This window comes from Leptospira selangorensis, assembly GCF_004769405.1.
Taxonomy (GTDB): domain Bacteria; phylum Spirochaetota; class Leptospiria; order Leptospirales; family Leptospiraceae; genus Leptospira_B; species Leptospira_B selangorensis.
This window is the reverse complement of record NZ_RQES01000001.1, coordinates 208,943-231,337: the sequence shown is the minus strand read 5'-3', so window position 1 is coordinate 231,337 and position 22,395 is coordinate 208,943. Positions and strand designations below refer to the sequence as shown.

General features: G+C 40.5%; 20 protein-coding genes. 11 read left to right on the top strand and 9 right to left on the bottom strand.

Going from position 1 to position 22,395, the window contains the following annotated elements:
* Positions 1–8 precede the first annotated feature (8 nt).
* The 5 genes from EHO58_RS01115 to EHO58_RS01095 are packed head-to-tail and all read left to right on the top strand — an operon-like array spanning position 9 to position 5,485.
* On the top strand, positions 9–1,517 hold the full coding sequence (locus tag EHO58_RS01115) for an MBOAT family O-acyltransferase (protein ID WP_135678091.1): 1,509 nt from the start codon (positions 9–11) through the stop codon (positions 1,515–1,517).
* Positions 1,518–1,524: 7 nt separating this feature from the next.
* On the top strand, positions 1,525–2,682 hold the full coding sequence (locus EHO58_RS01110) for an SGNH/GDSL hydrolase family protein (RefSeq protein WP_135678089.1): 1,158 nt from the start codon (positions 1,525–1,527) through the stop codon (positions 2,680–2,682).
* Between the two features lie 2 nt (positions 2,683–2,684).
* The gene (locus tag EHO58_RS01105) at positions 2,685–4,082 is read left to right on the top strand and encodes an MBOAT family O-acyltransferase (RefSeq protein WP_135678087.1); all 1,398 of its coding nucleotides are present in this window, start codon (positions 2,685–2,687) and stop codon (positions 4,080–4,082) included.
* A gap of 3 nt (positions 4,083–4,085) precedes the next feature.
* A complete protein-coding gene (locus EHO58_RS01100) occupies positions 4,086–5,156 on the top strand; it encodes a DUF1574 family protein (RefSeq protein ID WP_135678085.1) in 1,071 nt (356 codons plus the stop codon).
* The gene (locus tag EHO58_RS01095) at positions 5,153–5,485 is read left to right on the top strand and encodes a nucleotide pyrophosphohydrolase (RefSeq protein ID WP_100710813.1); all 333 of its coding nucleotides are present in this window, start codon (positions 5,153–5,155) and stop codon (positions 5,483–5,485) included. Before EHO58_RS01100 ends, EHO58_RS01095 begins: the two co-directional genes overlap by 4 nt.
* Positions 5,486–5,489: 4 nt before the next feature.
* Here EHO58_RS01095 and EHO58_RS01090 read toward each other — a convergent pair whose 3' ends face one another.
* Entirely contained in the window at positions 5,490–5,888 is a 399-nt protein-coding gene (locus tag EHO58_RS01090; protein ID WP_135678083.1) for an ExbD/TolR family protein, read from the bottom strand.
* Positions 5,889–5,899: 11 nt separating this feature from the next.
* Positions 5,900–6,376, bottom strand: coding sequence for a MotA/TolQ/ExbB proton channel family protein (locus EHO58_RS01085; RefSeq protein WP_135626795.1), 477 nt, complete (start codon positions 6,374–6,376; stop codon positions 5,900–5,902).
* A 96-nt stretch (positions 6,377–6,472) separates the two neighbouring features.
* On the opposite strand from EHO58_RS01085, the gene EHO58_RS01080 reads away from it, so the two are divergent.
* The 3 genes from EHO58_RS01080 to EHO58_RS01070 all read left to right on the top strand — a co-directional run bounded on the left by EHO58_RS01080 (position 6,473) and on the right by EHO58_RS01070 (position 10,693).
* Positions 6,473–7,219 carry a ubiquinone/menaquinone biosynthesis methyltransferase gene (locus tag EHO58_RS01080; RefSeq protein WP_135626796.1) on the top strand — a complete coding sequence of 249 codons (747 nt, stop codon included), beginning with the start codon at positions 6,473–6,475 and terminating at the stop codon, positions 7,217–7,219.
* A 58-nt stretch (positions 7,220–7,277) separates the two neighbouring features.
* Entirely contained in the window at positions 7,278–9,269 is a 1,992-nt protein-coding gene (locus tag EHO58_RS01075; protein ID WP_135678081.1) for an LruC domain-containing protein, read from the top strand.
* Between the two features lie 83 nt (positions 9,270–9,352).
* On the top strand, positions 9,353–10,693 hold the full coding sequence (locus EHO58_RS01070) for a PrsW family glutamic-type intramembrane protease (RefSeq protein ID WP_135678079.1): 1,341 nt from the start codon (positions 9,353–9,355) through the stop codon (positions 10,691–10,693).
* Here EHO58_RS01070 and EHO58_RS01065 read toward each other — a convergent pair.
* The 7 genes from EHO58_RS01065 to EHO58_RS01035 all read right to left on the bottom strand — a co-directional run bounded on the left by EHO58_RS01065 (position 10,690) and on the right by EHO58_RS01035 (position 17,232).
* Positions 10,690–12,657, bottom strand: coding sequence for an O-antigen ligase family protein (locus EHO58_RS01065; RefSeq protein WP_135678187.1), 1,968 nt, complete (start codon positions 12,655–12,657; stop codon positions 10,690–10,692). The genes EHO58_RS01070 and EHO58_RS01065 overlap by 4 nt on opposite strands.
* 154 nt (positions 12,658–12,811) lie before the next feature.
* A complete protein-coding gene (locus tag EHO58_RS01060; RefSeq protein ID WP_086445833.1) occupies positions 12,812–13,264 on the bottom strand; it encodes a TraR/DksA family transcriptional regulator in 453 nt (150 codons plus the stop codon).
* 12 nt (positions 13,265–13,276) lie between these two features.
* Positions 13,277–13,429 (bottom strand): 50S ribosomal protein L33, encoded by a 153-nt coding sequence (rpmG, locus tag EHO58_RS01055; protein WP_010514486.1) that lies wholly within the window; start codon positions 13,427–13,429, stop codon positions 13,277–13,279.
* 125 nt (positions 13,430–13,554) lie between these two features.
* A complete protein-coding gene (locus EHO58_RS01050; protein WP_135678078.1) occupies positions 13,555–14,520 on the bottom strand; it encodes a bile acid:sodium symporter family protein in 966 nt (321 codons plus the stop codon).
* A 4-nt stretch (positions 14,521–14,524) separates the two neighbouring features.
* Entirely contained in the window at positions 14,525–15,670 is a 1,146-nt protein-coding gene (locus EHO58_RS01045; protein ID WP_135678077.1) for an aminotransferase class V-fold PLP-dependent enzyme, read from the bottom strand.
* A 128-nt stretch (positions 15,671–15,798) separates the two neighbouring features.
* Entirely contained in the window at positions 15,799–16,536 is a 738-nt protein-coding gene (locus EHO58_RS01040; RefSeq protein ID WP_135678076.1) for a ferritin-like domain-containing protein, read from the bottom strand.
* A gap of 66 nt (positions 16,537–16,602) precedes the next feature.
* Positions 16,603–17,232 carry a lysoplasmalogenase gene (locus tag EHO58_RS01035; RefSeq protein WP_135678074.1) on the bottom strand — a complete coding sequence of 210 codons (630 nt, stop codon included), beginning with the start codon at positions 17,230–17,232 and terminating at the stop codon, positions 16,603–16,605.
* Between the two features lie 103 nt (positions 17,233–17,335).
* On the opposite strand from EHO58_RS01035, the gene EHO58_RS01030 reads away from it, so the two are divergent.
* From EHO58_RS01030 to scpA, 3 genes are read left to right on the top strand one after another with little or no spacing between them, the layout of a single operon-like run.
* Positions 17,336–18,328 (top strand): TerC/Alx family metal homeostasis membrane protein, encoded by a 993-nt coding sequence (locus tag EHO58_RS01030; protein WP_135678073.1) that lies wholly within the window; start codon positions 17,336–17,338, stop codon positions 18,326–18,328.
* 11 nt (positions 18,329–18,339) lie between these two features.
* A complete protein-coding gene (locus tag EHO58_RS01025) occupies positions 18,340–20,217 on the top strand; it encodes a methylmalonyl-CoA mutase family protein (protein WP_135678072.1) in 1,878 nt (625 codons plus the stop codon).
* The gene (gene scpA, locus EHO58_RS01020; protein ID WP_135678071.1) at positions 20,214–22,391 is read left to right on the top strand and encodes a methylmalonyl-CoA mutase; all 2,178 of its coding nucleotides are present in this window, start codon (positions 20,214–20,216) and stop codon (positions 22,389–22,391) included. The genes EHO58_RS01025 and scpA overlap by 4 nt, the downstream gene beginning before the upstream one ends.
* Positions 22,392–22,395: the final 4 nt, after the last annotated feature.

The window sequence follows — 22,395 nt, the reverse complement described above, 5'->3', positions numbered from 1 at the left end:
ACGAACGAATGCTGTTCAATTCAGCCCATTTTCTCGTATTTTTGCCGATCGTTTTGATCCTAGCAAAAATTTTAAAAGGTACATACCAAAGAGTTTTCCTTCTTCTTGCCAGCCTCTACTTTTATAACGCTTGGCATCCCGCTTCCATAGTATGCAACGATATCAGGACCTCTACTTGGTACGAGAATTGGATCGATCTATCCTTCTGTAATTTTAATATTAACTTATACATCATCATTCTGATCGTTTCCATGATCGTGGATTACGTTGCAGGAAGATTAATGAGCAGAGAAGGCGTTTCTGAACAATTCAGAAAGTTATGTTTAGTCGCTTCTCTCATCACAAATCTCGGTATTCTAGCTTATTTCAAATACACGAATTTCTTATTAGAAGTTTTTGCCGATCTATTCAATCAGATCTCCACCGGTGAGCCGCTTAAGATCGAACATCTAAAGATCATTCTACCGGTCGGTATCTCATTTTATACGTTCCAATCCATGAGCTATTCCATAGATGTATTCCGCAGGAACTTGGAAGCTCGTAAGTCTTTCTTGGATTTTGCGTTGTACGTTTCCTTCTTCCCTCAATTGGTAGCAGGACCTATCGTTCGCGCCCACACTTTCTTCAGGGACTTAGATGATACGCCTAAAGTTACTGCAGAAGACGTGCAGATCGCTTTCGCTCAGATCTTAATGGGATTTACTAGAAAGATAGTATTCGCAGACAACCTAGCAAAGGTAGTAGACTTTACATTCAATAATTATAAAATCCTAAACCCTGCTGAGATCTGGGTGGGAGCGATGGCTTTCGGCTGGCAGATCTATTTCGACTTTGCAGGTTATACCGATATCGCTATCGGAACTGCAAGACTTTTCGGCTATAAATTCGATCCGAACTTCAACTTCCCGATGGTTGCCAGAAATATCGCGGACCATTGGTCTCGTTGGCATATCTCCTTCTCCACTTGGATCAGGGACTATATTTATATTCCTCTCGGTGGTTCTAGAGTAGGAGTTTTAAAAGGATACAGAAACCTTTTTATTACCTGGTTATTCGCAGGTATCTGGCACGGAGCGGCTTACCACTTCGTAGGATGGGGATTATGGCAAGGTGTAATGTTAGGAATTCATAGAGAATATTCCAAAACCAAGATTGCTATCTGGCTGAACGAAAAAGGCGGCTTGAGTTACGATATAGGTGCGCGGATTTTCACAATGTTCTGCCTTTCTTTCGGATTCATTTTGTTCAGAGCAAAAACAATGCAGGCTTCCTGGGAAATGATGAAGTCTCTTGTATTTGCCGTTCCTGGCGGGGTATTTTCAGTTAAAACATTCGTAAATTATGATTACGGGATATTACTCGTGATCTGTTTCGTTCTTTCCTATTATTTCTCCCGAAACCCGATAGAAACCATCGTGGAAAACAAGAAAAAGTTCGGGGTATTCGTTACAGCAAATCTATTTATCATTCTGTTCTTCGGAGCAGGAGGCCAAAACTTCCTGTATTTCGATTTCTGAGGCAAATATGAATCCGTATATCAGTTTGATCCGTCAGAGAAGTTTTTGGATCCCAATTTTAGTATTGGCCTTATTCGATCTATGCCTGCAAACGGGAGTTTATAGGCCTTATCTTAAAAAAGGATCCTTTGCAGCAAACGTTATCCGAAACACAGATTATGTTTTGGAAAAGAAGGCTGAATTCGAACCTACAATACTACTTCTTGGGACTTCTGTTGCTTACCAAGGGCTTTCTCTCAAAACTTTAAACGAAACTTTGGAACCTTATGGAGAAAAGATCCAATCCATCGCAATGGAAGGAACCGAGTTAGTAGTCCAAGATGCGCTTGTACGTAACCTTCTACCCAAATTCCCTAAAGTACATACCGTTTTACATATACTCGAGATCTCTACACCTTGGGTAGACCAAGCAGATCTACAGATCCACACTCTTGCGATGTTAGGAGAGTTGGATAGAAGGTTGGCATTCCCTTTAATTTACGAATTCAATTATAATGTGCGTTATGATGATCTTGGATTTTTAACTTTCAAGAGTATCGCATATAGAAGAGATATCCGTGACTTTATTCTGGATCCTTCCAAACGACTCAAAGATATTAGCAGAAGGAAAAAAGAAGCCAAACTCACTCCTTGGCCTCATGAGAATACAAATCTTCCGAGTATCAGCATGTTCCCGGAGGTAACGGATATCAAATCCTGCATGAAGATCACCAATCCTGGAAATGGTATCGCTGCTCCCCAAGGTTCGGACCAATTTCACAAAAAAGCGATCTGGGACACCTGCGCTTTAGGAGAAAGGACTCCGGTTAAAGTAGAAAAGACTAAAGAAGTATATAACTACTTTCATAGATTAAAAATCCTGCATAATGATATTCGCCAAGTCGGTTTGGAGAATGGGCACAAGATCAAGATCATCGGAGTGATCGCACCTTATAGTGAGATCATTAAAAATTGGAGAAGTCCGGACAGAAATCGTATCTGGGAAGAAGAGATCCGAAAGATCGATCCGACCACTCCTCTACTAGATTACCAAGCTAGCTTAGACGGTCAGAATAACGGAGATTATTATTACGATCTGATCCACTTGAATAAAGCCGGAATGGAAAAGTTTTCCGCGATATTCTCCGCTGACTTACCTTCTATTCTCGGACTAAGCCGGAAATAAAGATGATCTTTACCTCCACTTTATTTTTCGTATTCTTCCTGATTGTTTATGTTCTGTACTGGTCTTGGGATAGCCGCAAGTACAGAGAATGGATCCTATTAATTGCATCCTTAGTATTCTATGCTTCTTGGAATCCTCCCTTTCTTTTACATCTATTAGGGATCGTATTCTTAAATTATCTTTTCCTAAAGCCGATTGCTAGAACAAAAAGTAAAAAACTACTTACGATCATAGTCTTGATTGACCTGATCAATTTAGGAATATTCAAATATTTTTATTTTGTTTCGGACAATCTTTTCTACGCCACAAACTTATCCCTGTTTAATACGAGTACATTCTCTTTTAGGATCATCCTTCCTTTAGCGATCAGCTTTTATACATTCCAAGTAATGGCTTTCGTGATAGATGTGTATCGTGGAAAAGTAGAGGAACTTCCTAACTTCTTCCATTTTACTTTGTTCTTATTATTTTTCCCTCAATTGGTTGCGGGACCTATCATGAGGGCTAAAGATTTTTTCCCAAGATTGGAAAATTTAAGAATTCATAAAACTGCGATTTTTACTGGACTATTCCTAATTGGACTCGGTGCATGTAAGAAGATCCTAATCGCGGATAATTTAGGCGGTTTGATCGATCCAGTATTCTTAAGACCCAGGGAATATGGAAGTGGATCCTTACTCTTGGCTACAATCGGTTTCACTTGGCAAGTATATTCGGACTTCTCGGGTTACACGGATGTAGCTAAAGGTTGTGCTTTATTATTTGGATTTAATATTCCGAGAAACTTCAACGCTCCATTCTTCAGTAAAAATATCCATGAGCTTTGGAGAAAATGGCATATTACCCTTGGAACCTGGCTCAAGGATTATATCTATATTCCTCTAGGTGGAAGCAGAGGCTCTGAAGCCAGAACGAATATCAACCAAACAATCACATTTGCTTTGGGTGGACTATGGCATGGAGCCAATTGGACTTTCTTAGCTTGGGGACTTTCTCATGGACTGTTCTTATTTGTGGAAAGAACCTTTGAAAGAAAAGGTATTAAGATCCTACCTGAAACGGGAAAATTTTTCACAGGAATTCGGATCTTTTGGACCTATTCATTATTTACGCTTGCAGGTGTATTCTTCCGAACTATTAATATAAGTGATTCTTTTTACTTTTTCGAAAGTTGGTTCTACCATATTCGCCCGGAACAGGCAAATACCCTATCTTTCAATTTAGTAATTCCTTATATTATAGGTGGATTTATTTTCCATTCTGCGGAAGCTCCAACACATTATCCTCTTTGGTTCCAAAGAAATAGAACCAAACTTTTACTTGCCTTCCTTTTGATCGGAGCTTTGATTTTCGGAAATTACGCGGGCAAGGGACAAGACTTTATCTACTTTGCATTTTAGATTATGAAAAGAATTCCTTTGTTACATCGCAAAATTCTTTGGATCCCTCTTGGGATTGCCGCACTACTCCTAGTCTGGGATCGACTCCTTTCTTCGGAGAAGATCAGACCTTATACGGAAACGGGAGCTGAATATTATTTTTATAATATGAAAGACAAGGTTCTTTCTACCATGAAGAAAGAAACCGATTCCAAAACGGAAGCCCAAAAGGTGCTCACATTTTTCGGGACCTCTCATATGGGAGAATTTTCACTCGAAGAATTTGAGAAAGAAAGCCCAGGTCTGATCGTATACAATCTTTCGGGACCTTCTGCCCCTTATTCTTTCCATAATTTTACTTTGGAAAAACTTCTTTCTAGAAAAATCCCTTTGGACTATGCAATTTTAGAATATTATCCTGATTCGGGAACTGACTTCGCAAATAGATATCCATTACGTTATTCTTATGATTTTCCGTTTTTTTTAAGATATTGGAATATATTCTCCACGAATGAATGGGATAGTTTTTTAAAAGCAAAAGTATTCCGAACTTCGGTATTTCCTCCAAGATTTAAAGAAGCTTTTTCCAGGATCAAAAATCCGAGCGAAGTACAACAACTTGTATTCATTCGAGATATTCTGATCAATGAATCGGATAAATTTAAAGGTGGGATTCCTAACGGACTTCTGGCAAATACCCCTGAAGATAAATTAGGATCGGAGTCGGAGAGAATTTTTAACGAGTCTTACAAAAATTTCAAAAGTTCTAAAGTGCAAGAATACTTTCTTAGGAATTTCCTAAATACCGCAAGAGAGAATCATATTAAAGTAGTATTATGGACTCCTCTATTGTATTCCACATTCTCCGAAAAAGTCAGATCGGCTCCATTCTTCCAAGAGTGGATAGATTTAAGAAATAAACTTATCCAAGAATACCCGGAAACTTTGGTACTAGATATGGAAGACTATCGTTCCAGAATGAAATGCCAAAAGTTTATAGATCCACACCATCTAAGCGGCGGATGTTACGCAGAGCCTACTAGATTTCTGGTGGAATTTTTGCAGGAAAAGGGAAACCTTCCTAAAACAAAATGAACTTCGACGAAGCCCAAAAGACGGTAGACGATTGGATCAAAACCATCGGGGTTAAATATTTTTCTGAACTTACAAACCTAGCAATCCTAATGGAAGAAGTAGGAGAATTTTCAAGACTTGTAGCTAGAAAATACGGCGACCAATCTTTCAAAAAGGGAGAAGATCCGGAAGGCTTATCCAAGGAGCTAGGAGATATACTTTTCGTTCTAACCTGTTTGGCAAATCAAATGGGAATTTCAATGGAAGAAGCTTTTAAGGCCACCTTGGAAAAGAACTCCACCAGAGACAAGGATCGTCATAAGAACAATCCTAAGTTAAAAGATCTTTAATATATTATTTTTGCCCTTGAACGGCAAGCTCCAGGGAAGAAGCCCCTGATCTACTTAATAGATCTAGTAATTTTACAATCTCTTCATAGTTTGCAGTTTTATCTGCAAAAAACCGGACTTCTTTCTCTTTCACAAGCCCTTGCCTTAATTTCTCTTCTAATACCGCTTTTTGGACTTTTTCTTCTCCGATCCTATAGGAACCGTCTTGTAAAAGTGCAAATTCTACCCTTTCTCCTTTCGGGTCTTCTCCCTGCCCTACTTTAGGAAGTTCTAATGGAATAGATCTGATCTCTTTTCGAAAGCTGACGGCTAACATCACGAAAACCAGAAGTATAAATACTACATCTATAAAACTGGTCAGGTCTATTCCTGGATCTTCTTCCTTTAAAATCGACTTTCTCATTCGTATTTTATTTATCTAGGAGGGATCTTTAACCAGGACAAGGCCTCTCTTTCCAAATCCAGCAATCTATGTTTTAGGAATTGGAATCCGAATAAGGAAGGAATTGCCACGAACAACCCCAAAATTGTTGTCACAAGTGCAAGTTTGATCCCACCTGCAAATGCATCCAAGCTCACTGTTCCCGCTTCTTGCAAAGAAGAGAATGCTTCTGAAATCCCGAGCACAGTTCCTAAAAGCCCTAACATTGTAGAAATTCCTGCCAGATGTTTCATCCAGGAAAGTTTGGTCTCAATTGGAAATAATACTTCTGAAAGTTTTTCTTCCCATATGGAAGGATTGTTTTCAGTTAAGAAGTTTTGTTTTAAGGATTCTTTTCTTTTGGGAAGAATACTCCATACATGGATAAAGGTTCCGAGATTCCAAACGGAAAGAAGGATGATAAGGCTGGAAACCCAATCCAATCCTTGTAGAAAGCCTAGGTCTTTCATCGTTTCTCCAAAATACGGGAACTTCTACTTTCTGTCATCCGAACAAAAATCCAAATCGCTCTTGCACCCTAGAGATTCGTCAAAATCCTAAGGGAAATGGCCTCTTTTCAAATGCCTTCTTCAGATACGAAGGCGGATTTCGTTCGAGTAAATTTTAACAGGATCGCTTCCAAGTACGATCGTTTCAACGATTGTAGTAGTTTCTTCTTACATAGATCTTGGAAGAATAGACTGGTAGAAGAGATCGAAGCTGAGACCAAAGGGCCAATTCGAGTTTTAGATTTATGTTGCGGAACTGGAGATATCTCCATCCGTCTAGAAAGATCCCAAAGAGTGGAATCTTTATTGAGCCTGGACTTCTCCGAAAACATGTTAGAAGTCGCGAAGACCAGACTTGAAAGACCGATCAATCAAGGCAGAGTCAAGATAGAATGGGGAGATGCCACAAATCTTTCTCAGATCAAAAGTGAAAGCCTGGATGCAGTCAGCATCGGTTTCGGTTTAAGAAATGTGAACGATCTAGATAAGGCTTTATCAGAAATTTATAGAGTTCTCAAACCCGGCGGAGTATTCGCAAACCTGGACGTGGGAAAGGTTAAAAATCCTTTTATAAAAGCATTTGCTGATTTTTATTTTTTCAGGATCGTTCCTCTTTTCGGTTATGTACTCTGGGGAGGTAAAAACGAAATGTTCGATTATTTGCCGGTCTCTTCTCTTTATTACCCGGACCAAGAAGGTTTAAAATCCAAATTGGAACAAACAGGTTTTGAGAAAGTTAGATATACCAATTTTGTATTCGGGAATAGCGTTCTTCATATAGGAAAAAAACCTAATAGACCGTAGTACCAATCCTTTTCACCCCGTCTCCTAAGGTAAAGAGATTAGAGTGGGGAGACCCTTCATGAAAAAGTTCCTAGCCTTGGCGATGATTGCCGGGTTCATTTATAACTGTGGCCATAAGAAAAATGGCCTATTACTGCCGTTTTTTTTCTTAGGTAGCCAACATACCACAAACGGAGGAGTTCCGGGAAACAGTGGTAGTCCTGGAGTAGTATTTGTTCCGGGAGATGGTTCCGGAAATCCCGTAACCCCGCCTGCAGACAATACTAATAATAGCGGAGGTTCCACCACTACCCCATCAGATTCCAATTCTAATTCAGGAAGCGGAAATTCAAATAGTGGTTCTGGGTCATCCGGTTCCAATAGCGGTTCTTCCGATCAAACTTCTTCCAATACAAACAATTCGAATACTTCAGATTCTTCTAATACGTCCGGATCTTCTTCTTCCGGAAATTCAGGAAGTTCTAATGATTCCAATTCTGGATCTAGTTCTTCTCCTTCTGATACTGCGAGTGGAAACAACTCTGGTTCTGGATCTACCGATTCAGGTTCCGGTTCTTCTTCTAACTCCGGTTCTGGAGATAATACTTCTTCCAACAATAATTCTAGCGGCTCTTCGAATTCTTCCTCCGGAGATTCCAATACATCCAATGGGTCCTCTAATAACGGAAACTCAGGATCTTCTTCCGATAATTCAAACACAGGTTCTAATTCCAATTCAGGAAACGGTTCCAATAGTGGATCAGGATCCACCGATTCTTCAGGAACACCTACAGTAGCTGTAGTGGTGGTAGAAGATCCGAAAGGGGAACCTAGTTTTAACTATAATACTACGATCAATATCCCTTTGAATCTTACCGTATTGGATAATAAGTCTAATGTGGTTTCCGGAGCTACTGTTCTAGTATATGATGAAAATAATAATATACTATTCCAAGGTGTTTCCGACTCTTCCGGAAAAGTGACCGGAACATTAACTGTTCCGACTTCCGTAGGAAATATCACTGTAGATATTTCGATAGGCGGAGAATCTATTTCCCAATATATCAGCTTACAATCCGTTCTTGGGATCAACAGAACGATTAGATATGAAGTAAATCTTCCTACAGTTCAAATAACAGATACTGACGGAGATGGAGTACCTGATAATACTGATATCTATCCGAACGATGCGACCCGTTCCACAGAAATTACTTATCCTGCAGAGGGAGTATTCACCGTTGCTTATGAGGATTTATATCCTTCCCCAGGCGATGCAGATTTTAACGATTATGTGATCCAATTCAAAAATGAAGAAGATCTAAACTCTTCCGGAAAAATCGTAAGACTCAGGGGAAAATACCAACACGTTGCTAAAGGTGCAGGCTACAAACACCAATTGTATATCAAATTGCCTGTGGATGTAGGTGCTTCTATCACTTATAATCTGACCCAAGCTAACGGAAAAGTAGAAGTTGCAACTAACACAGTAAACGTCACTGCTGCCAGCCTAAAATCAGGTTATCAGATCTTTGAAGATTCCAACAAAACCATTCGTGGACAGAACGCCCACCCTGGTGATGTATTCAAACCTGGATTTATCGCAACTGTGGAGATCGTATTCAATGCTCCTGTAGAAAGATCTAAATTAGGATCCTTCCCTTACGATCTGTATGCATATGTGATCAATACTAAACAAGAGATCCATTTCCCTGGATTGTATAAAAACAATAATGGAACGGACAAATATCTGGACATCACAGGATTTCCTTGGGCGATTTTGGTTCCGGGAGCTTGGAAATACCCGTATGAAAATTACGATATTAGAAAACCTTCCGAAACGGGATATTCTGAGTTCAATCTTTGGGTATCTTCCGGTGGAAAAGAATACAAAACTTGGTACTATGATGTGACCAACGAGTCCAAGGTATTCCCTGTTCCAAGCGATAGTAGTTTATTAGGTTATTTATTTCTATCTGTGAAAAAATTTGCGATCTTCTATGCACTTGGATTAGTGATCGCAGGTGGAATTGCAGTTTATTTCCTGAGAAAAAAACAAAGTTTAGTCGTGTAAAACACAAACACCCGCTTAACAAATATTGCGGATTGAAAGGCGTCGCTTAAAATTGTCGGGCGACGCCTTTTTTATTAAAGCGAATGGAAAATTGGATATATTTAGGCAAACCGATCTCTGCGATTCTCGCTGCCTGGTTTTATTGGGACTTTTACCGTAAAACCTATTACTCCGGACAAGGAAATACATTCACAACATTTGCATTCTTTTATGGAATGATCGCAACTGGGATCGCTCTTGCTTGGGAAGTAGGAGTATTCGATTTATTCGAGAATTATTCCTCATTCTCCAAAGCAATGTTCTCAGGAGCTATTCCGGAAGAAACTTCCAAAGCAATCCTAATCTTTCTATTCTTAAAGCAGATGAAAAATTCCTCCAATCTTGCGGATGGATTATATTTCGGTCTGACTTTAGGAGCTTCCTTCGGTTGTATAGAGAATGTATTCTATTCTTTTAAACTGGATTTTTGGCAAGGCCTACTCAGATCCGGGACTTCTTTGCCATTCCACACTTTTTCAGGAGGTATATTAGGTTTTTTTATATTAAAATTTCTACAATCTAGAAAAGGAAATTTTTCAGGTTTAGATTTGATATCTGCATTCTCCTTTTTAGTAATTCTTCACGGGTTTTATAACTTCTTACTCATACAAGGAGGACTAGGTACAGTTTATATCCCTTTAATTCTAGGGCTTTCTTTTTTGACCTTAGAATTACTCGTAGTCCAAGCAGAAGTGACTCTTCCGTTCGAGTTATTACAGGCAGAAAATCTATATGTGGATGATTATTCCATGATCCGTAAATTTTCCAGATATGATTCTTGGTTAAGAGCTGCCCAATCTAAAGAGAGTATAAAAGAAATCCCTTTATTACGGAACCTTTCTACGATTCGATCGTTTATCTCAGTTTTACTTTTTGGAGTTCCTATCTTCTGTCTGAACTTTTATCTATTCGTTCCTGAATGGATACCGTACTATTTAGCGAACATCAGCACTTTAGAATTTATCACGTTATTCATGGAATATCCTGCTTGGCTTGGATTTTTATTTCTACTTAGAGGTATGATCAATCCTTCTTTTTTCCGAGAGAGAATTTTAAAAATTCCTTTATTCCTTTCCGTAAACTTGGGACCGGAAGGAGATGAAGAACCGAGTCTTGCCTATTCACTTTCCAGAAAAGGTTTTTATTCTCCAGTGATCCGAGAGCCGGAGCTAAATAAAGAAACCACAGTTTCCTTTTATATAGCCGGGAAAAATTTCGAGAAGATTCCCGTTGTTCCAGTCTGGAAAAATTTCAGACCGGAAGATCCAAACCACGAAAGTGGTGCGCTGTATAGATTTCCAAGGATTCCATGGGGACTTCTAGCCTGGAGATGGTTTATCAGAATAAAACAACAGTATAGAAATACATTAGATGCGTTTTCTTAACGAATCCGATTCAAACCGTCAAAATCGTCGGTCCCAATATAGAACTCAGACGGACCCGCTTGGTACCAAGAAATCCTCATCACCTTTGCAGTTAAAGTTTTGGCTCCTGCAGGAACTCCTAAACCTACTTGGTTCACTGTAGTATTCAAAGGAGTGCTTCTGGATTGTAATTCCACGCCATTCTGGTCGGAGAAGATCCAACGGATATATACCGGCTTTCCTGCCTTAGGAGCTTCGTCCAAAGCGATTCGAATACTGATATTCCCTTTATCACCCAATATCCAAGAAGTCCCGGAACGGAAAGAATGATATCTTCCCCCGGCCTTCTCCTGGAATTTTGCCTTTGCGGAAAGTTGGTAGGTCTTTCTTTCTTCGTATCTGAATTCAGGCCCTTGCGATTGGGAAGATTGTCGGATGAATGCTTTTGCAGTTAATCCCAAACCGAATAATAAACAAACCAAATTGAATGCAGGAACCATCCACCATTTAGGCAGGGTTCGGGTAGAAGGTCCGGAAGCGCTTAATAACCATATTATAAGAAAACCTAATATACCTGCGCCGCTTGTCCAAGGTTCATAGAAAGTAACTGGAAAGAATAGAAGTGGCAAAAACCAATAAGAAGTTCTAGTAAACGATTCCAGACCGATCCATACAAAGAACAAAAGGAAGAACAGGATCCCACCTTCTGAAAGAAGGAAAACCCAAGAACTTAATGCAAAGTCCTGGGTTCCGTTTGGAGGATAAGCTCCTCTAGGTCCAGATTCGATCCAATGAAGTGCAAATCCGCCGAATCCCTGTCCGAATACTGGAGCTTCTTTAAACCAATTCCATGCGGATAAGGTCTGGATCCAACCATCCTTCCAGAAAATTTCCAACATTTTGGAGAATGTTTTTCCCTTGGTCCATGCGTTAGACGCATCTTCGCGAATCAATTGCCAAGGAGTGAAGGACCAGTCCATCCCACCTATAAAAAATACCCCAACCAAAACGGAGATTGTCCCGAGTACGACAAATGGAATAAAAGAATATTTCCAGATCGGATTTCTGAATCCTCTTTGGTAAGTAAGTCCAATCACTAATGCGGTTTGGAAAATGATCAGAAGCCAATAACCCGAGCTTTGGTATTTTCCAGCAAGCCCAAGTGCAATGAATACCGCTAGACTTAATAGAACTCTGGAAGAGATTCTCCAGTTTCTACTATGGATCTGATAGAAGAAAAATCCGAATAATATCGGCATCCCTATTCCAAAAGAAGCAGCGTCCGGAAAAAATGCGGAGACTCCGAATGTTTCCGCATTCCCTGCGGTAAAAGGAAAATCAGTAGAAGGAGCAAGTCCTTGGATCGCACCTAAAATTAAATTTCCAGTAAAACCTGCAGTGATCCCTGTTCTCCAATGTTTTCCAGGAGGATCTGTATCATGAGAACTTGTTTCTTCTGCAAAGAAATATAAGAATGCGGACAACCATGAGCCTATACTGTCCAAGCTCAATGCGAACGCATACTTCGAAGAGATCCCGGAAGAATATTCAGTATCCTGCAAGATCCAAGAAGTCAAAGGATCCGTTCCAAAATACGCAAGTAGCCTATCCAAAAGCAAAAATACCGCTAAGATCAAAAACGCGGTTCTAGGATTTTTTGTGAATTCGAGAGAATTCTTATAAGGACGGTTTATATAAAAATATCTTAATACTGGGTCGTCGTCATTTGCAGGATGACCGTAAAAAGTGGAGATATATTGTCTCAGGAAAATCCCAAAAATCGCCCCGGCAAATAAAGCGGATAAGTATAAATATCCACCTTCTCCATAGAGCAATAATCCGGGAGAAAGTAACGCGAATGCCGCAGTGAACATTCTACCCGACTTTCTATGATGAAGATTGGGAAGTAATCCAGCCAGGAACTGGATCCATACAATTCCAAGATTCCCATCCGGATCTCTTACTACAAGTGTCCAGCGTAGCAATAGGTAGGACAAGATCACTGTTAAGATCAGTGTAAGAAAGGTAGGAGTTTTAAGAGGCCTCAATCGGGCGAAAAGATTTGGCACGAATTGGAAATGCTCGCCGAAAACGAGTAGATTTCAATCTAAAAAAATAGGTCGGATGAGGCGCGGAGAATTAATCGTCCAGAGAATCTGGATCGGACGGAATTTTATAGGTCCCGGTCAATGTAGCCGAAAGTGGACCTTTTTTGCCGGAAGCCTTGTGTTTGGAAACAGCCTCGGCGTATTCTACAGTATAACGAGTCCAAGGAATTGCCTTTAGTCTGGCTAAAGGAATTTTTTTGCCGGTCCCTTCGCAAATGCCATAGGAACCGTCCTCGATTTTCTCGAGAGCCACGTCGATTTCTCGGATGGTCTCGATCTCTGACTCGGTTAAAACAGAACTCAACATCTCTTCATTGATTTCCGATGCGATATCTGCGATATCTCCCATTTCTTTCAGGCCGGAAGGTTTGCTATTATCTTCCCACTTCGCATACTTCTCCAATAGAGAGTTTTTTCTCTCCAAAAGAAGGTCCGATATTTCACTCAGGACCTTTTTATCGTATGCAGCTTTTTTAGTCACCATCTGGATTCGGAATTATACCTTAGATTCCTTATGTTCGACGTGGGCACGGCAAAATTTACAGAATTTTTTCGTTACCAATTTCTCGGATTTCGCCTTTTTGTTCTTGGTTTGGAAGTAAGAATTTTTCTTACAAACTTGGCAAGAAAGCTTAATGATCTCTCTCATGACGGATGATACTCTTAGCTAAGATTGGTCTAAACAGGAATTTACCGAGTTTAGGCCAAAATAATGGCCGCTCAGTTTACACTATTCGGACTGATTATGCTATAAAAAAAAAGAACGACCAAAAATCAAGGAAGATCGGTCGAAATTAGCGATTTTTCCCCTTCTTCCTGCGGAATGGACCTTCTCCAAATACCCGCGAGAACACTTCCGATCAAAGAATGCACGAAACTGGAAATTGCTGCCGGAATCGCCACCAAAGGGTCTGAAAAATTGTTCCGAGAAAGAACAGCTCCCAATCCGCTGTTTTGCATCCCCACTTCTATAGAAACTGTGCGAGCTACTACAAAAGATTTGGTCCCAAAATATGCCGCCCAATACCCGAAAAAATATCCGGAGATATGGAGCAAAAACACGGAAGAAATTAAATGAAGTCCTGAACTGATTACCGCTTCTTTTCCGGAGCCTATAATGGAGGCAACGATCAAAGTAATAAGGATAACTGCGATCAAAGGAGAAACGATTTTCACCTTCTCCGCAAATTTAGGAGTATAACGATTTAATAAAATTCCAAGTATCACCGGAAGGATCACTACTTGGACCGTATCAAAAAACAAACCGGAAGCATTTGCTCCCACACTATTCCCCACTAAAAATAATGTGAGAAGAGGAGTCATGATTACGGATAAAACCGTGGAAATCGCAGTCATTGTAACTGACAGCGCCAGGTCACCTCTTGCCAAAAAGGAAACTACATTAGAAGCAACCCCGCCTGGGCAACAGGAAACTACTATGATGCCGACTGCTAAAGGAGCAGGAAGTTGGAAGAAGTTCCCCAAAAACCAACCGGTCAAAGGCATAATCGTATATTGACCGATCACACCAATTAAGATTGGTTTAGGAGCCTTGAATACTCTGGTAAAATCTTCTGCCCTTAGGCTGATCCCCATTCCAAGCATCGTAAGTCCTAGACTGTAAGTGATCCAAGGTCCCTTAAATCCGTGAAGAACGGATGGAAAAAACCAACTGAATGTCACACCACAAATGACCCAGAGTGGAAATAATAAAGCTGCCTTTTCAAAAAGAGAAGCCAAGTTCTTATCTCGAAACTAGATCCACTACCCTGTCCAATTGTTCTTTGGCCAGATAGATATGAGGAGAAAAACGGACTCTTCCCAAACGAAGTGCGCACATTACCTCGTTTTTTTTGAGATTGGAAACTACGTTCTCCATGGAGAGTCCTTCTTTTTCTGCGACAACGATCCCGGTTTTAAAATCCGGGAAATGGTCGGAAGCAAGTTTCCAACCTGCATCTCTCAGTTTGTCAGAAAGATAGTCCGCGAGTTCATAAATCCTTTCCATAGAATTATGGAAACCTACTTTATGAAGCATTTCTAATGTGGATTGGAAATAGACCCAATCTATAAAATTCACTGTAGAAATTTCGTAACGATCCGTGCCTTTTAACTCTTCTCTATAAGGTAAATAGACCTCGTCGTTTACTACGGAACCTGTGCCCTTGAACGGAAAATTTAGGCCCTCCAATTTCTCTTTAGCAATGTATAAAACTCCAAGTCCTAAAGGTCCTAGTAACCATTTCCAAGCAGGGAAAGCCATATAAGAAATTCCCATTTCTCTAGGTCTTACAGGAAGAAGTCCCACACCTTGGGCTCCGTCCAAAACGAACTCAATCCCTTTTTCGGCCAGAAAACTTCCAATCTCTTCTAATGGGAAAGGCATTCCTGTGCACCAATGCACTGCAGAAAGACTCACTACTTTTACATCAGGAGTGATAGAAGATTTTAAGTTTTCCAAAAATCCGTCCGGAGTTTCCGCCATTGGCACAAAAGAAATAGAGACCCCTTTTTCTTTCCAATGCTCCCAAGGATAAATATTAGAAGGATATTCGTTTTCCAGAAGAAGGATACGATCCCCTGCTTTGAGCTTAAGACCCAGGGATATAAATCCGATCCCTTCGTTTGTATGATGAATTAAAGAAAGTTCTTCCGCTTCTACACCTAATAGTTCTGCCAGAATGGTGCGGATTACTTTTTTAACAGTCGGGTATTTGCGTACTTCCGTACTACCGCCTCTGGCAGCGTAACCTTGCAAGTATTCATTGACCGCATGTAAGGTGTCCGTGTTTGCAGGAGTGGTCCCACAATTGTTTAACCAGATCATTTCCCGGTTTACCGGGTACAAATGTTGTAGTTTGGTCCAATCCGGACTAGGATTCGTTTTCATCTCGAGGCCAGATTGGATCTATCCTTAGGAGGGAAAACTTCTTTTTTAAGAACTTCTTCCAAAAGGTTTAAACTCTTAGGACCGTGAAATCAAAACCGGGAATCGAATGTTTCCCGGTTTTCTAGTTCTTACTTTTTCTTTTTGGCTGCCTTTTTCTTAGGAGAAGCTTTTTTGGCGGCAGGTTTTTTCTTAGCTACTGCCTTTGCTTTTTTAGGAGCAGCCTTCTTCACTACTTTTTTGGCCGCGGCTTTTTTGACAGGTTTAGAAGGTTTTAAACCTTTAGAACTCTTGCCGCTCGGTTTAGAATTTCCTACTGCCTTGACTACTTCTTCCGCTTGTTCGTCCCAGAAGTATGCTCCGCCTGCGGAACGAGTCTGGTCGAATGAATTCAATTCGGCCTCTAACAAAGATTGGTAATTATGGCTATAATCCATTAGTTTAGAAAACAATAGTTTAATATTCGAATCTTCGAATTTAGTAGTGAGCTTTTCGTAGAAAGCCACAGAATTCTCAGCTTCTCTGATTGCGAGTTCCAGCGCCTCGTGAGCGTCTTTAGAACCGGAACCGGTGATAGTTCGCTCCACCTTATTCATGATCTTTTGGAGAGTACTCTGGTGGAATTTATGAATAGCAGCTAATTGTTTTAAGTTAGGAAGTTCGGCTCCTTCCGCTACTTTATAAATTTCAGTGATGAATTTGATATGTTCATCCACTTCCTCTGCGAGTCTTTCGAATAATTCCCTAGTTCTTCCCGGAGGAAGTTTTTCGTACGTATCCATGTAAAATTCGAAGTAGTCCTTCTCATGCTGGATCGCAGCTGCAACAGCTTCCAAAAATGTAGTTTCTTTTAAAGGTTTAATACTCATTCTGCATACTCCGGTCGCGACAATTCTAGGGGATTTTCAAGTCGGTTCAATAATATTTTTTCTATTTTATTCCTCTTCTTCCTGAGAAAGATAGATTAAAAATTGAGCTAAATAGTAAGTAGACATCACCCAAACTCCGTGGAAAGGAAGTTTGTTCGGAGTGAATTGTCCGAGTGCGATGATTGAATCGGAAATTATAAAACTGATCGCTCCTAAAATTCCAAGCCATCTGTCTCTGGAAGAAACTTCTCTCGCTGCGGATCTCCAACCCATCACACAAATTGCGGAAACGTAAACCGCGACCGGAATGGTTAACGCAGGAGCGATCCCGGGAAGAAGCCAATAAAAATAAGAAGCACCAAAAATCACATACGGGATTAATCTTAAGAAATGTACCGGATTTCCCCAAGAAAAGCTAACGGAATATGCTACCTGGGCGATCAAGAAACTACCCAAACCGAAAACAAAATATTTGTCCGGAAAAGCTAGGATAGTATCTCCTCCGAGTGAAAATACGAGACCTATCCCGAGCCAAATTCCTGCACGGGTTTTCCATCTTCCTTCTCCCACACTTAACGCGATTAAATATAGAATGGGAACAATTTTGGAAATCAAACGAACTAAAAATATGTCCGAACCTAAAAATAGAACTCCCAAATGAACAAGGGCCAAAATCGGGAATATAATATAAATCATTAAGAGCTCCTAATCTCTAAACACCCGGTGATTTGGGATTGTCTTCCAGACCAAACCGAGGAACCTGTCTTTCAAAGGCCCAAATAGGGCCTCGGAAGCTGCGATGATCTCGTTTAGCCAAAAAGATTCTACACTTTTTCTTATTTTTTCCGTTGTAGTAGGCCTTTTGATTTATTTGGACCTATTCGTAATGAATAAAAGAGCCCATAAACTCTCTCTCAGAGAGTCGGGATACTGGACTTTGTTCTGGGTAACTCTTGCAGTTAGTTTTTCTCTTTTAGTTTATATCTTTCACGAAGACCCGACGAACCCGGGACTCGCAAAACAAAAAACCCTGGAATTCTTAGCGGGATACCTTCTGGAATATTCACTTTCCGTGGATAATCTTTTTGTATTCATCATGATCTTTGGAAAGTTCAGGATACAATCCCAGTACCAGCCAATGATCCTAAAATGGGGAATCATAGGTGCATTGATCTTCAGAGCAGCGATGATCTTTTCAGGTGCGGAACTTGTTTCCAGATTCGAATGGATACTTTATATCTTCGGATTCTTACTTCTTTATTCTGCTTGGAAAATGTTCTTCCATGACGAAGAGGAAGATTTCGATCCGGAAGAAATGAAACTTTTGAAGTATGCCCGTAAAATCCTTCCGATGTCCAAAACATTCCATCCGGAAAAGTTTTTGGTAAAAGAACATGGAAAAACTCTTTTTACTTCCACATTCTTGATTTTGATCGTCGTGGAATTCAGCGATATTCTTTTCGCAATCGATTCTATCCCTGCGATATTCTCCATTACACAAGATAGTTTTATTATCTATACTTCTAACGTATTCGCGATATTAGGACTCAGATCTTTATTCTTCCTACTCGGCGGGGTAATGGAACTGTTTGTGTATTTGAAAAAAGGAGTCTCTCTACTTCTCGCATTTGTGGGAGTAAAACTTCTTCTTCCTGCGTTTTCAGGTTATGTTTTCGGAAGAGTGATCCATGTATCTATCGAGATCTCTTTGGTGGTGATCATAGGAACTCTTACACTTTCCATACTCGCTTCTATTCCTCATTATCTTAAAACGAAAAAAGAAGGAGCCTGACGGCAAATCGAATGGCATCAGAAAAACTTTTCTCCGAATTTCCACCGGTTTCCACCGAAGAATGGACGAACCTAATCCAGAAAGATTTAAAAGGTGCGGACTTCGAAAAAAAACTGGTTTGGGAAACCCAAGAAGGATTTAAGATCCAGCCGTTTTATAGAAAAGAAAATCTAAAAGGAAAGGAATGGCTCCTTTCCAATCTTCCCGGAAAATTTCCTTATCTTAGATCTACCCGTAAACTTACAAATGATTGGAGTATCCGACAAGACATCGATACTCCCGATCTAAAAACCGCAAAAGAATTAGCTGTAGAAGCAATCGGCAATGGAGTTTCTGCATTAGGTTTGGTGCTCGCAGATGTTGGTTCCGGAAGAAAAGGGATCCAAATTAAGAATGAAAAGGATCTGGCATTCTTATTGGAAGGCTTGCCTCTAAACGAAATCACTCTTCATTTTGTAGCAGAAGAAAAATCTCCCGAACTTTATTCCTGGCTTCCTAGAAACAAAACTCTTGTGGGTGGACTCGGTTACGATCCTTACAGAATTCTCGTAAGACAAGGTCATTCAGGCGGACATAGCCCGGAAACTTTAAAACCGATCCTGACAGAACTTGCAGGCAAATGGAAAAATTTCAGAGCACTTACAGTTCATTCTTCTACATTTAGAGACAGCGGTTCTACAATTGTCCAAGAGCTTGCTTATACTCTCGCACTTGGTTCCGAATACTTATTTCGTTTAGGAGAACTAGGTGTTTCTCCGGAAGTAGTAAATTCTCAGACGATTTTCCAATTTACGATCGGTCCTGATTATTTCTTAGAGATCGCAAAGTTCAGAGCGGCAAGGACTTTATGGGCAGAAATTTTCTCTTCTTATTCTTCTGATAAGGGAGAAGCTTCTCTTCCATTCATCGAAGCAGAAACCGCAAGGTATAATTACGGGATCTATGATCTTCATAATAATATTTTGAGAGGAACTACTGAGGCAATTTCTGCCGCGATCGGCGGTGCGGAAATAATCAATGTTCTTCCATTCGATCATCTATTACAACCTGCGGACTCTTTCTCTCTTAGGATCGCAAGAAATGTGCAGTTACTATTAAAGCACGAATCTTATTTGGATAAGGTGGCCGATCCTTCTTCCGGTTCCTATTATATAGAAACGATTACGGATCAAATCACCGAACAAGCTTGGAAATTATTTACTGAAGTGGAGAAGGACGGCGGATTCTTAGAATGCCTGAAATCCGGAAAGATCCAAACTTCTATCTTAGAATCCAGAAAGAAGAAGGAAGAGAATTATTCTACTCGTAAAGAGATCTTTCTTGGAACAAACCAATATCCGAATTCTAAAGATAAGATCCAAAACAAAGACCTAAATAAAAATATCAAATCTTCCGGAATTGCCTCCTCGGCAAACGAACTCAAAGTTTCAGCTCTTCCTGAATTTTTTGCAGGAGATGCAATCGAAGAGATCCGGATGAAAACGGAAGACTACGAAACTAAAAACAAAACTTCAGTAAAAGTTCTGCTTCTTCCTTTAGGCGACCTAAAGATGAAAAAGGCAAGAGCGATCTTTTCTTTGAACTTTTTAGGATGTGCAGGATTTAATGTAATCGATCCAGGAAGTTACGAAACTTCCGAAGAAGCGATTTCAGGTATCCAAAAAGAAAATCCTCAGATGCTAGTCTTTTGTAGTTCCGACGAAGAAGTAACATCGTATGTGAAGGAAATCCTTCCTAAACTAAAATCTAAGCCTCTCGTTTATGTGGCTGGTTATCCGAAAGAAATCCTTTCAGAACTGGAATCTGCAGGTGTTAACGGATTCATCCATGTTCGATCCAATCTATTAGAAACACTTTCCGATCTTCAAAAAAGGATGGGAATCCAATGAAAAGACCTACATTCTCCCCTAACAGAACTCCAGTAACAGGAGATACTAAATTCGAATCCTGGTCTAAAGAGGCCTTGGATGAATTAGGACTTTCTAAATTAGAAGAAACAATTTGGAATACTCCAGAAAAAGTCCCGGTCAAACCGGTGTACGTTCCTAAAGATGTGGAATCCTTGGAGCATCTGGACTACGCAGCAGGAATTCCTCCTTTTTTAAGAGGACCCTACTCCACAATGTATGTCCAACAACCTTGGACCATCCGTCAATACGCAGGCTTTTCCACCGCCGAAGAATCCAATGCTTTCTATCGTAGGAATTTAGCAGCAGGACAAAAAGGTCTTTCAGTTGCATTCGACTTAGCAACTCACAGAGGATATGATTCTGATCATGAAAGAGTTCTAGGAGACGTAGGAAAAGCGGGAGTGGCAATCGATTCGGTTCTGGATATGAAGATACTCTTCGACCAGATCCCTTTAGATCAGATGTCGGTTTCCATGACGATGAACGGCGCCGTTATCCCGACACTTGCTTTTTATATTGTAGCTGCTGAAGAGCAAGGTGTAAAACCGGAACAACTTTCAGGTACCATCCAAAATGATATCTTAAAAGAGTTCATGGTACGTAACACCTATATCTATCCTCCAGAACCTTCTATGAGGATTATCGCGGATATTTTCAAATATACCACTGACTTCATGCCTAAGTTCAATTCTATCTCCATCTCCGGCTATCATATGCAGGAAGCAGGAGCAACAGCGGATATAGAACTTGCCTATACTTTGGCTGACGGGTTGGAATATCTACGCACAGGTATCAAGGCTGGAATGGATGTGGACAGTTTTGCACCTCGTCTTTCCTTCTTCTGGGCGATCGGTATGAACCATTTTATGGAAATTGCTAAGATGAGAGCAGGAAGACTTCTCTGGGCAAAACTTGTTAAAACGTTTAATCCTAAGAATAACAAATCCTTAGCTCTTAGAACTCATTGCCAAACTTCCGGTTGGAGTTTAACAGAGCAGGATCCATTCAATAACGTAGGAAGAACTTGTATAGAAGCTTTGGCTGCGGCACTCGGCCACACTCAGTCTTTGCATACGAACGCACTCGACGAAGCGATCGCACTTCCCACTGACTTCTCCGCAAGGATCGCAAGAAATACCCAGATCTATATACAAGAAGAAACAAATATCCACAGAGTTGTGGATCCTTGGGGTGGTTCCTTCTATATTGAATCTTTAACTTCTCAGCTCGCTGAAAGAGCTTGGGAATTGATCCAAGAAGTGGAACAACTAGGTGGTATTGCAAAAGCAATCGAGACCGGAATTCCTAAAATGAGGATAGAAGAAGCCGCTGCACGTAAACAAGCAAGGATCGACTCGGGCAGAGATGTGATCGTAGGTATCAATCGTTATCGCCCTTCTAAAGAAAATCCTTTGGATATTCTGGATATCGATAATACTGCGGTGAGAGAATCACAAATCCGCAGACTAAACGAACTTAAAAAGAACCGTAATAACGCAGCGGTTACAGCTGCATTGGACGCAATCACCGAATCCGCAAAAACAGGAACCGGAAACCTGCTTGCACTTGCCGTAGATGCGGCTAGAAAAAGAGCAACTCTTGGCGAGATCTCTTTCGCTATGGAGAAAATATTCGGCAGATATAAATCCGTCACTCATATGATCAAAGGAGTGTACTCGGAGGAAATCATGGATGATCCGGATTTCAAAAAGGCAAAAGAACTCTCCGCAAAATTCGCAAAGTTAGAAGGAAGACAACCTAGGATCATGGTCGCCAAGATGGGACAGGACGGACATGATAGAGGTGCAAAAGTAATTTCCACAAGTTTTGCGGATATGGGATTCGACGTCGATATAGGTCCTCTATTCCAAACTCCTGGAGAAGCAGCAAAACAAGCCATCGAAAACGACGTGCATGTTCTTGGAGTTTCAAGCCTTGCTGCAGGTCATAAAACTTTAGTTCCTCAGGTGATCCAAGAACTCAAAAAACTAGGAAGAGAAGATATCCTAGTCATCGCAGGTGGAGTGATCCCTCAGCAGGATTATGATTTCTTGTATAAGTCCGGAGTGAATGGTATTTTCGGACCTGGAACAAAGATCTCCAAAGCAGGTGCAGAGATCCTAGAACTTCTGATCAAGAGTGTAGAAGGCTAATCTT

Excerpts from the sequence above, each read along its gene's own strand:
- EHO58_RS01110 (WP_135678089.1), top strand. The coding sequence starts at position 1,525 with ATGAATCCGTATATCAGTTTGATCCGTCAGAGAAGTTTTTGGATCCCA.
- EHO58_RS01105 (WP_135678087.1), top strand. The coding sequence starts at position 2,685 with ATGATCTTTACCTCCACTTTATTTTTCGTATTCTTCCTGATTGTTTAT.
- EHO58_RS01115 (WP_135678091.1), top strand. The coding sequence starts at position 9 with ATGCTGTTCAATTCAGCCCATTTTCTCGTATTTTTGCCGATCGTTTTG.
- EHO58_RS01080 (WP_135626796.1), top strand. The coding sequence starts at position 6,473 with ATGGCCTCTTTTCAAATGCCTTCTTCAGATACGAAGGCGGATTTCGTT.
- EHO58_RS01030 (WP_135678073.1), top strand. The coding sequence starts at position 17,336 with ATGATCTCGTTTAGCCAAAAAGATTCTACACTTTTTCTTATTTTTTCC.
- EHO58_RS01040 (WP_135678076.1), bottom strand. The coding sequence starts at position 16,536 with ATGAGTATTAAACCTTTAAAAGAAACTACATTTTTGGAAGCTGTTGCA.
- EHO58_RS01085 (WP_135626795.1), bottom strand. The coding sequence starts at position 6,376 with ATGAAAGACCTAGGCTTTCTACAAGGATTGGATTGGGTTTCCAGCCTT.
- EHO58_RS01090 (WP_135678083.1), bottom strand. The coding sequence starts at position 5,888 with ATGAGAAAGTCGATTTTAAAGGAAGAAGATCCAGGAATAGACCTGACC.
- scpA (WP_135678071.1), top strand. The coding sequence starts at position 20,214 with ATGAAAAGACCTACATTCTCCCCTAACAGAACTCCAGTAACAGGAGAT.
- EHO58_RS01100 (WP_135678085.1), top strand. The coding sequence starts at position 4,086 with ATGAAAAGAATTCCTTTGTTACATCGCAAAATTCTTTGGATCCCTCTT.
- EHO58_RS01045 (WP_135678077.1), bottom strand. The coding sequence starts at position 15,670 with ATGAAAACGAATCCTAGTCCGGATTGGACCAAACTACAACATTTGTAC.
- EHO58_RS01035 (WP_135678074.1), bottom strand. The coding sequence starts at position 17,232 with ATGATTTATATTATATTCCCGATTTTGGCCCTTGTTCATTTGGGAGTT.
- EHO58_RS01070 (WP_135678079.1), top strand. The coding sequence starts at position 9,353 with ATGGAAAATTGGATATATTTAGGCAAACCGATCTCTGCGATTCTCGCT.
- EHO58_RS01075 (WP_135678081.1), top strand. The coding sequence starts at position 7,278 with ATGAAAAAGTTCCTAGCCTTGGCGATGATTGCCGGGTTCATTTATAAC.
- EHO58_RS01025 (WP_135678072.1), top strand. The coding sequence starts at position 18,340 with ATGGCATCAGAAAAACTTTTCTCCGAATTTCCACCGGTTTCCACCGAA.
- EHO58_RS01060 (WP_086445833.1), bottom strand. The coding sequence starts at position 13,264 with ATGGTGACTAAAAAAGCTGCATACGATAAAAAGGTCCTGAGTGAAATA.
- EHO58_RS01095 (WP_100710813.1), top strand. The coding sequence starts at position 5,153 with ATGAACTTCGACGAAGCCCAAAAGACGGTAGACGATTGGATCAAAACC.
- rpmG (WP_010514486.1), bottom strand. The coding sequence starts at position 13,429 with ATGAGAGAGATCATTAAGCTTTCTTGCCAAGTTTGTAAGAAAAATTCT.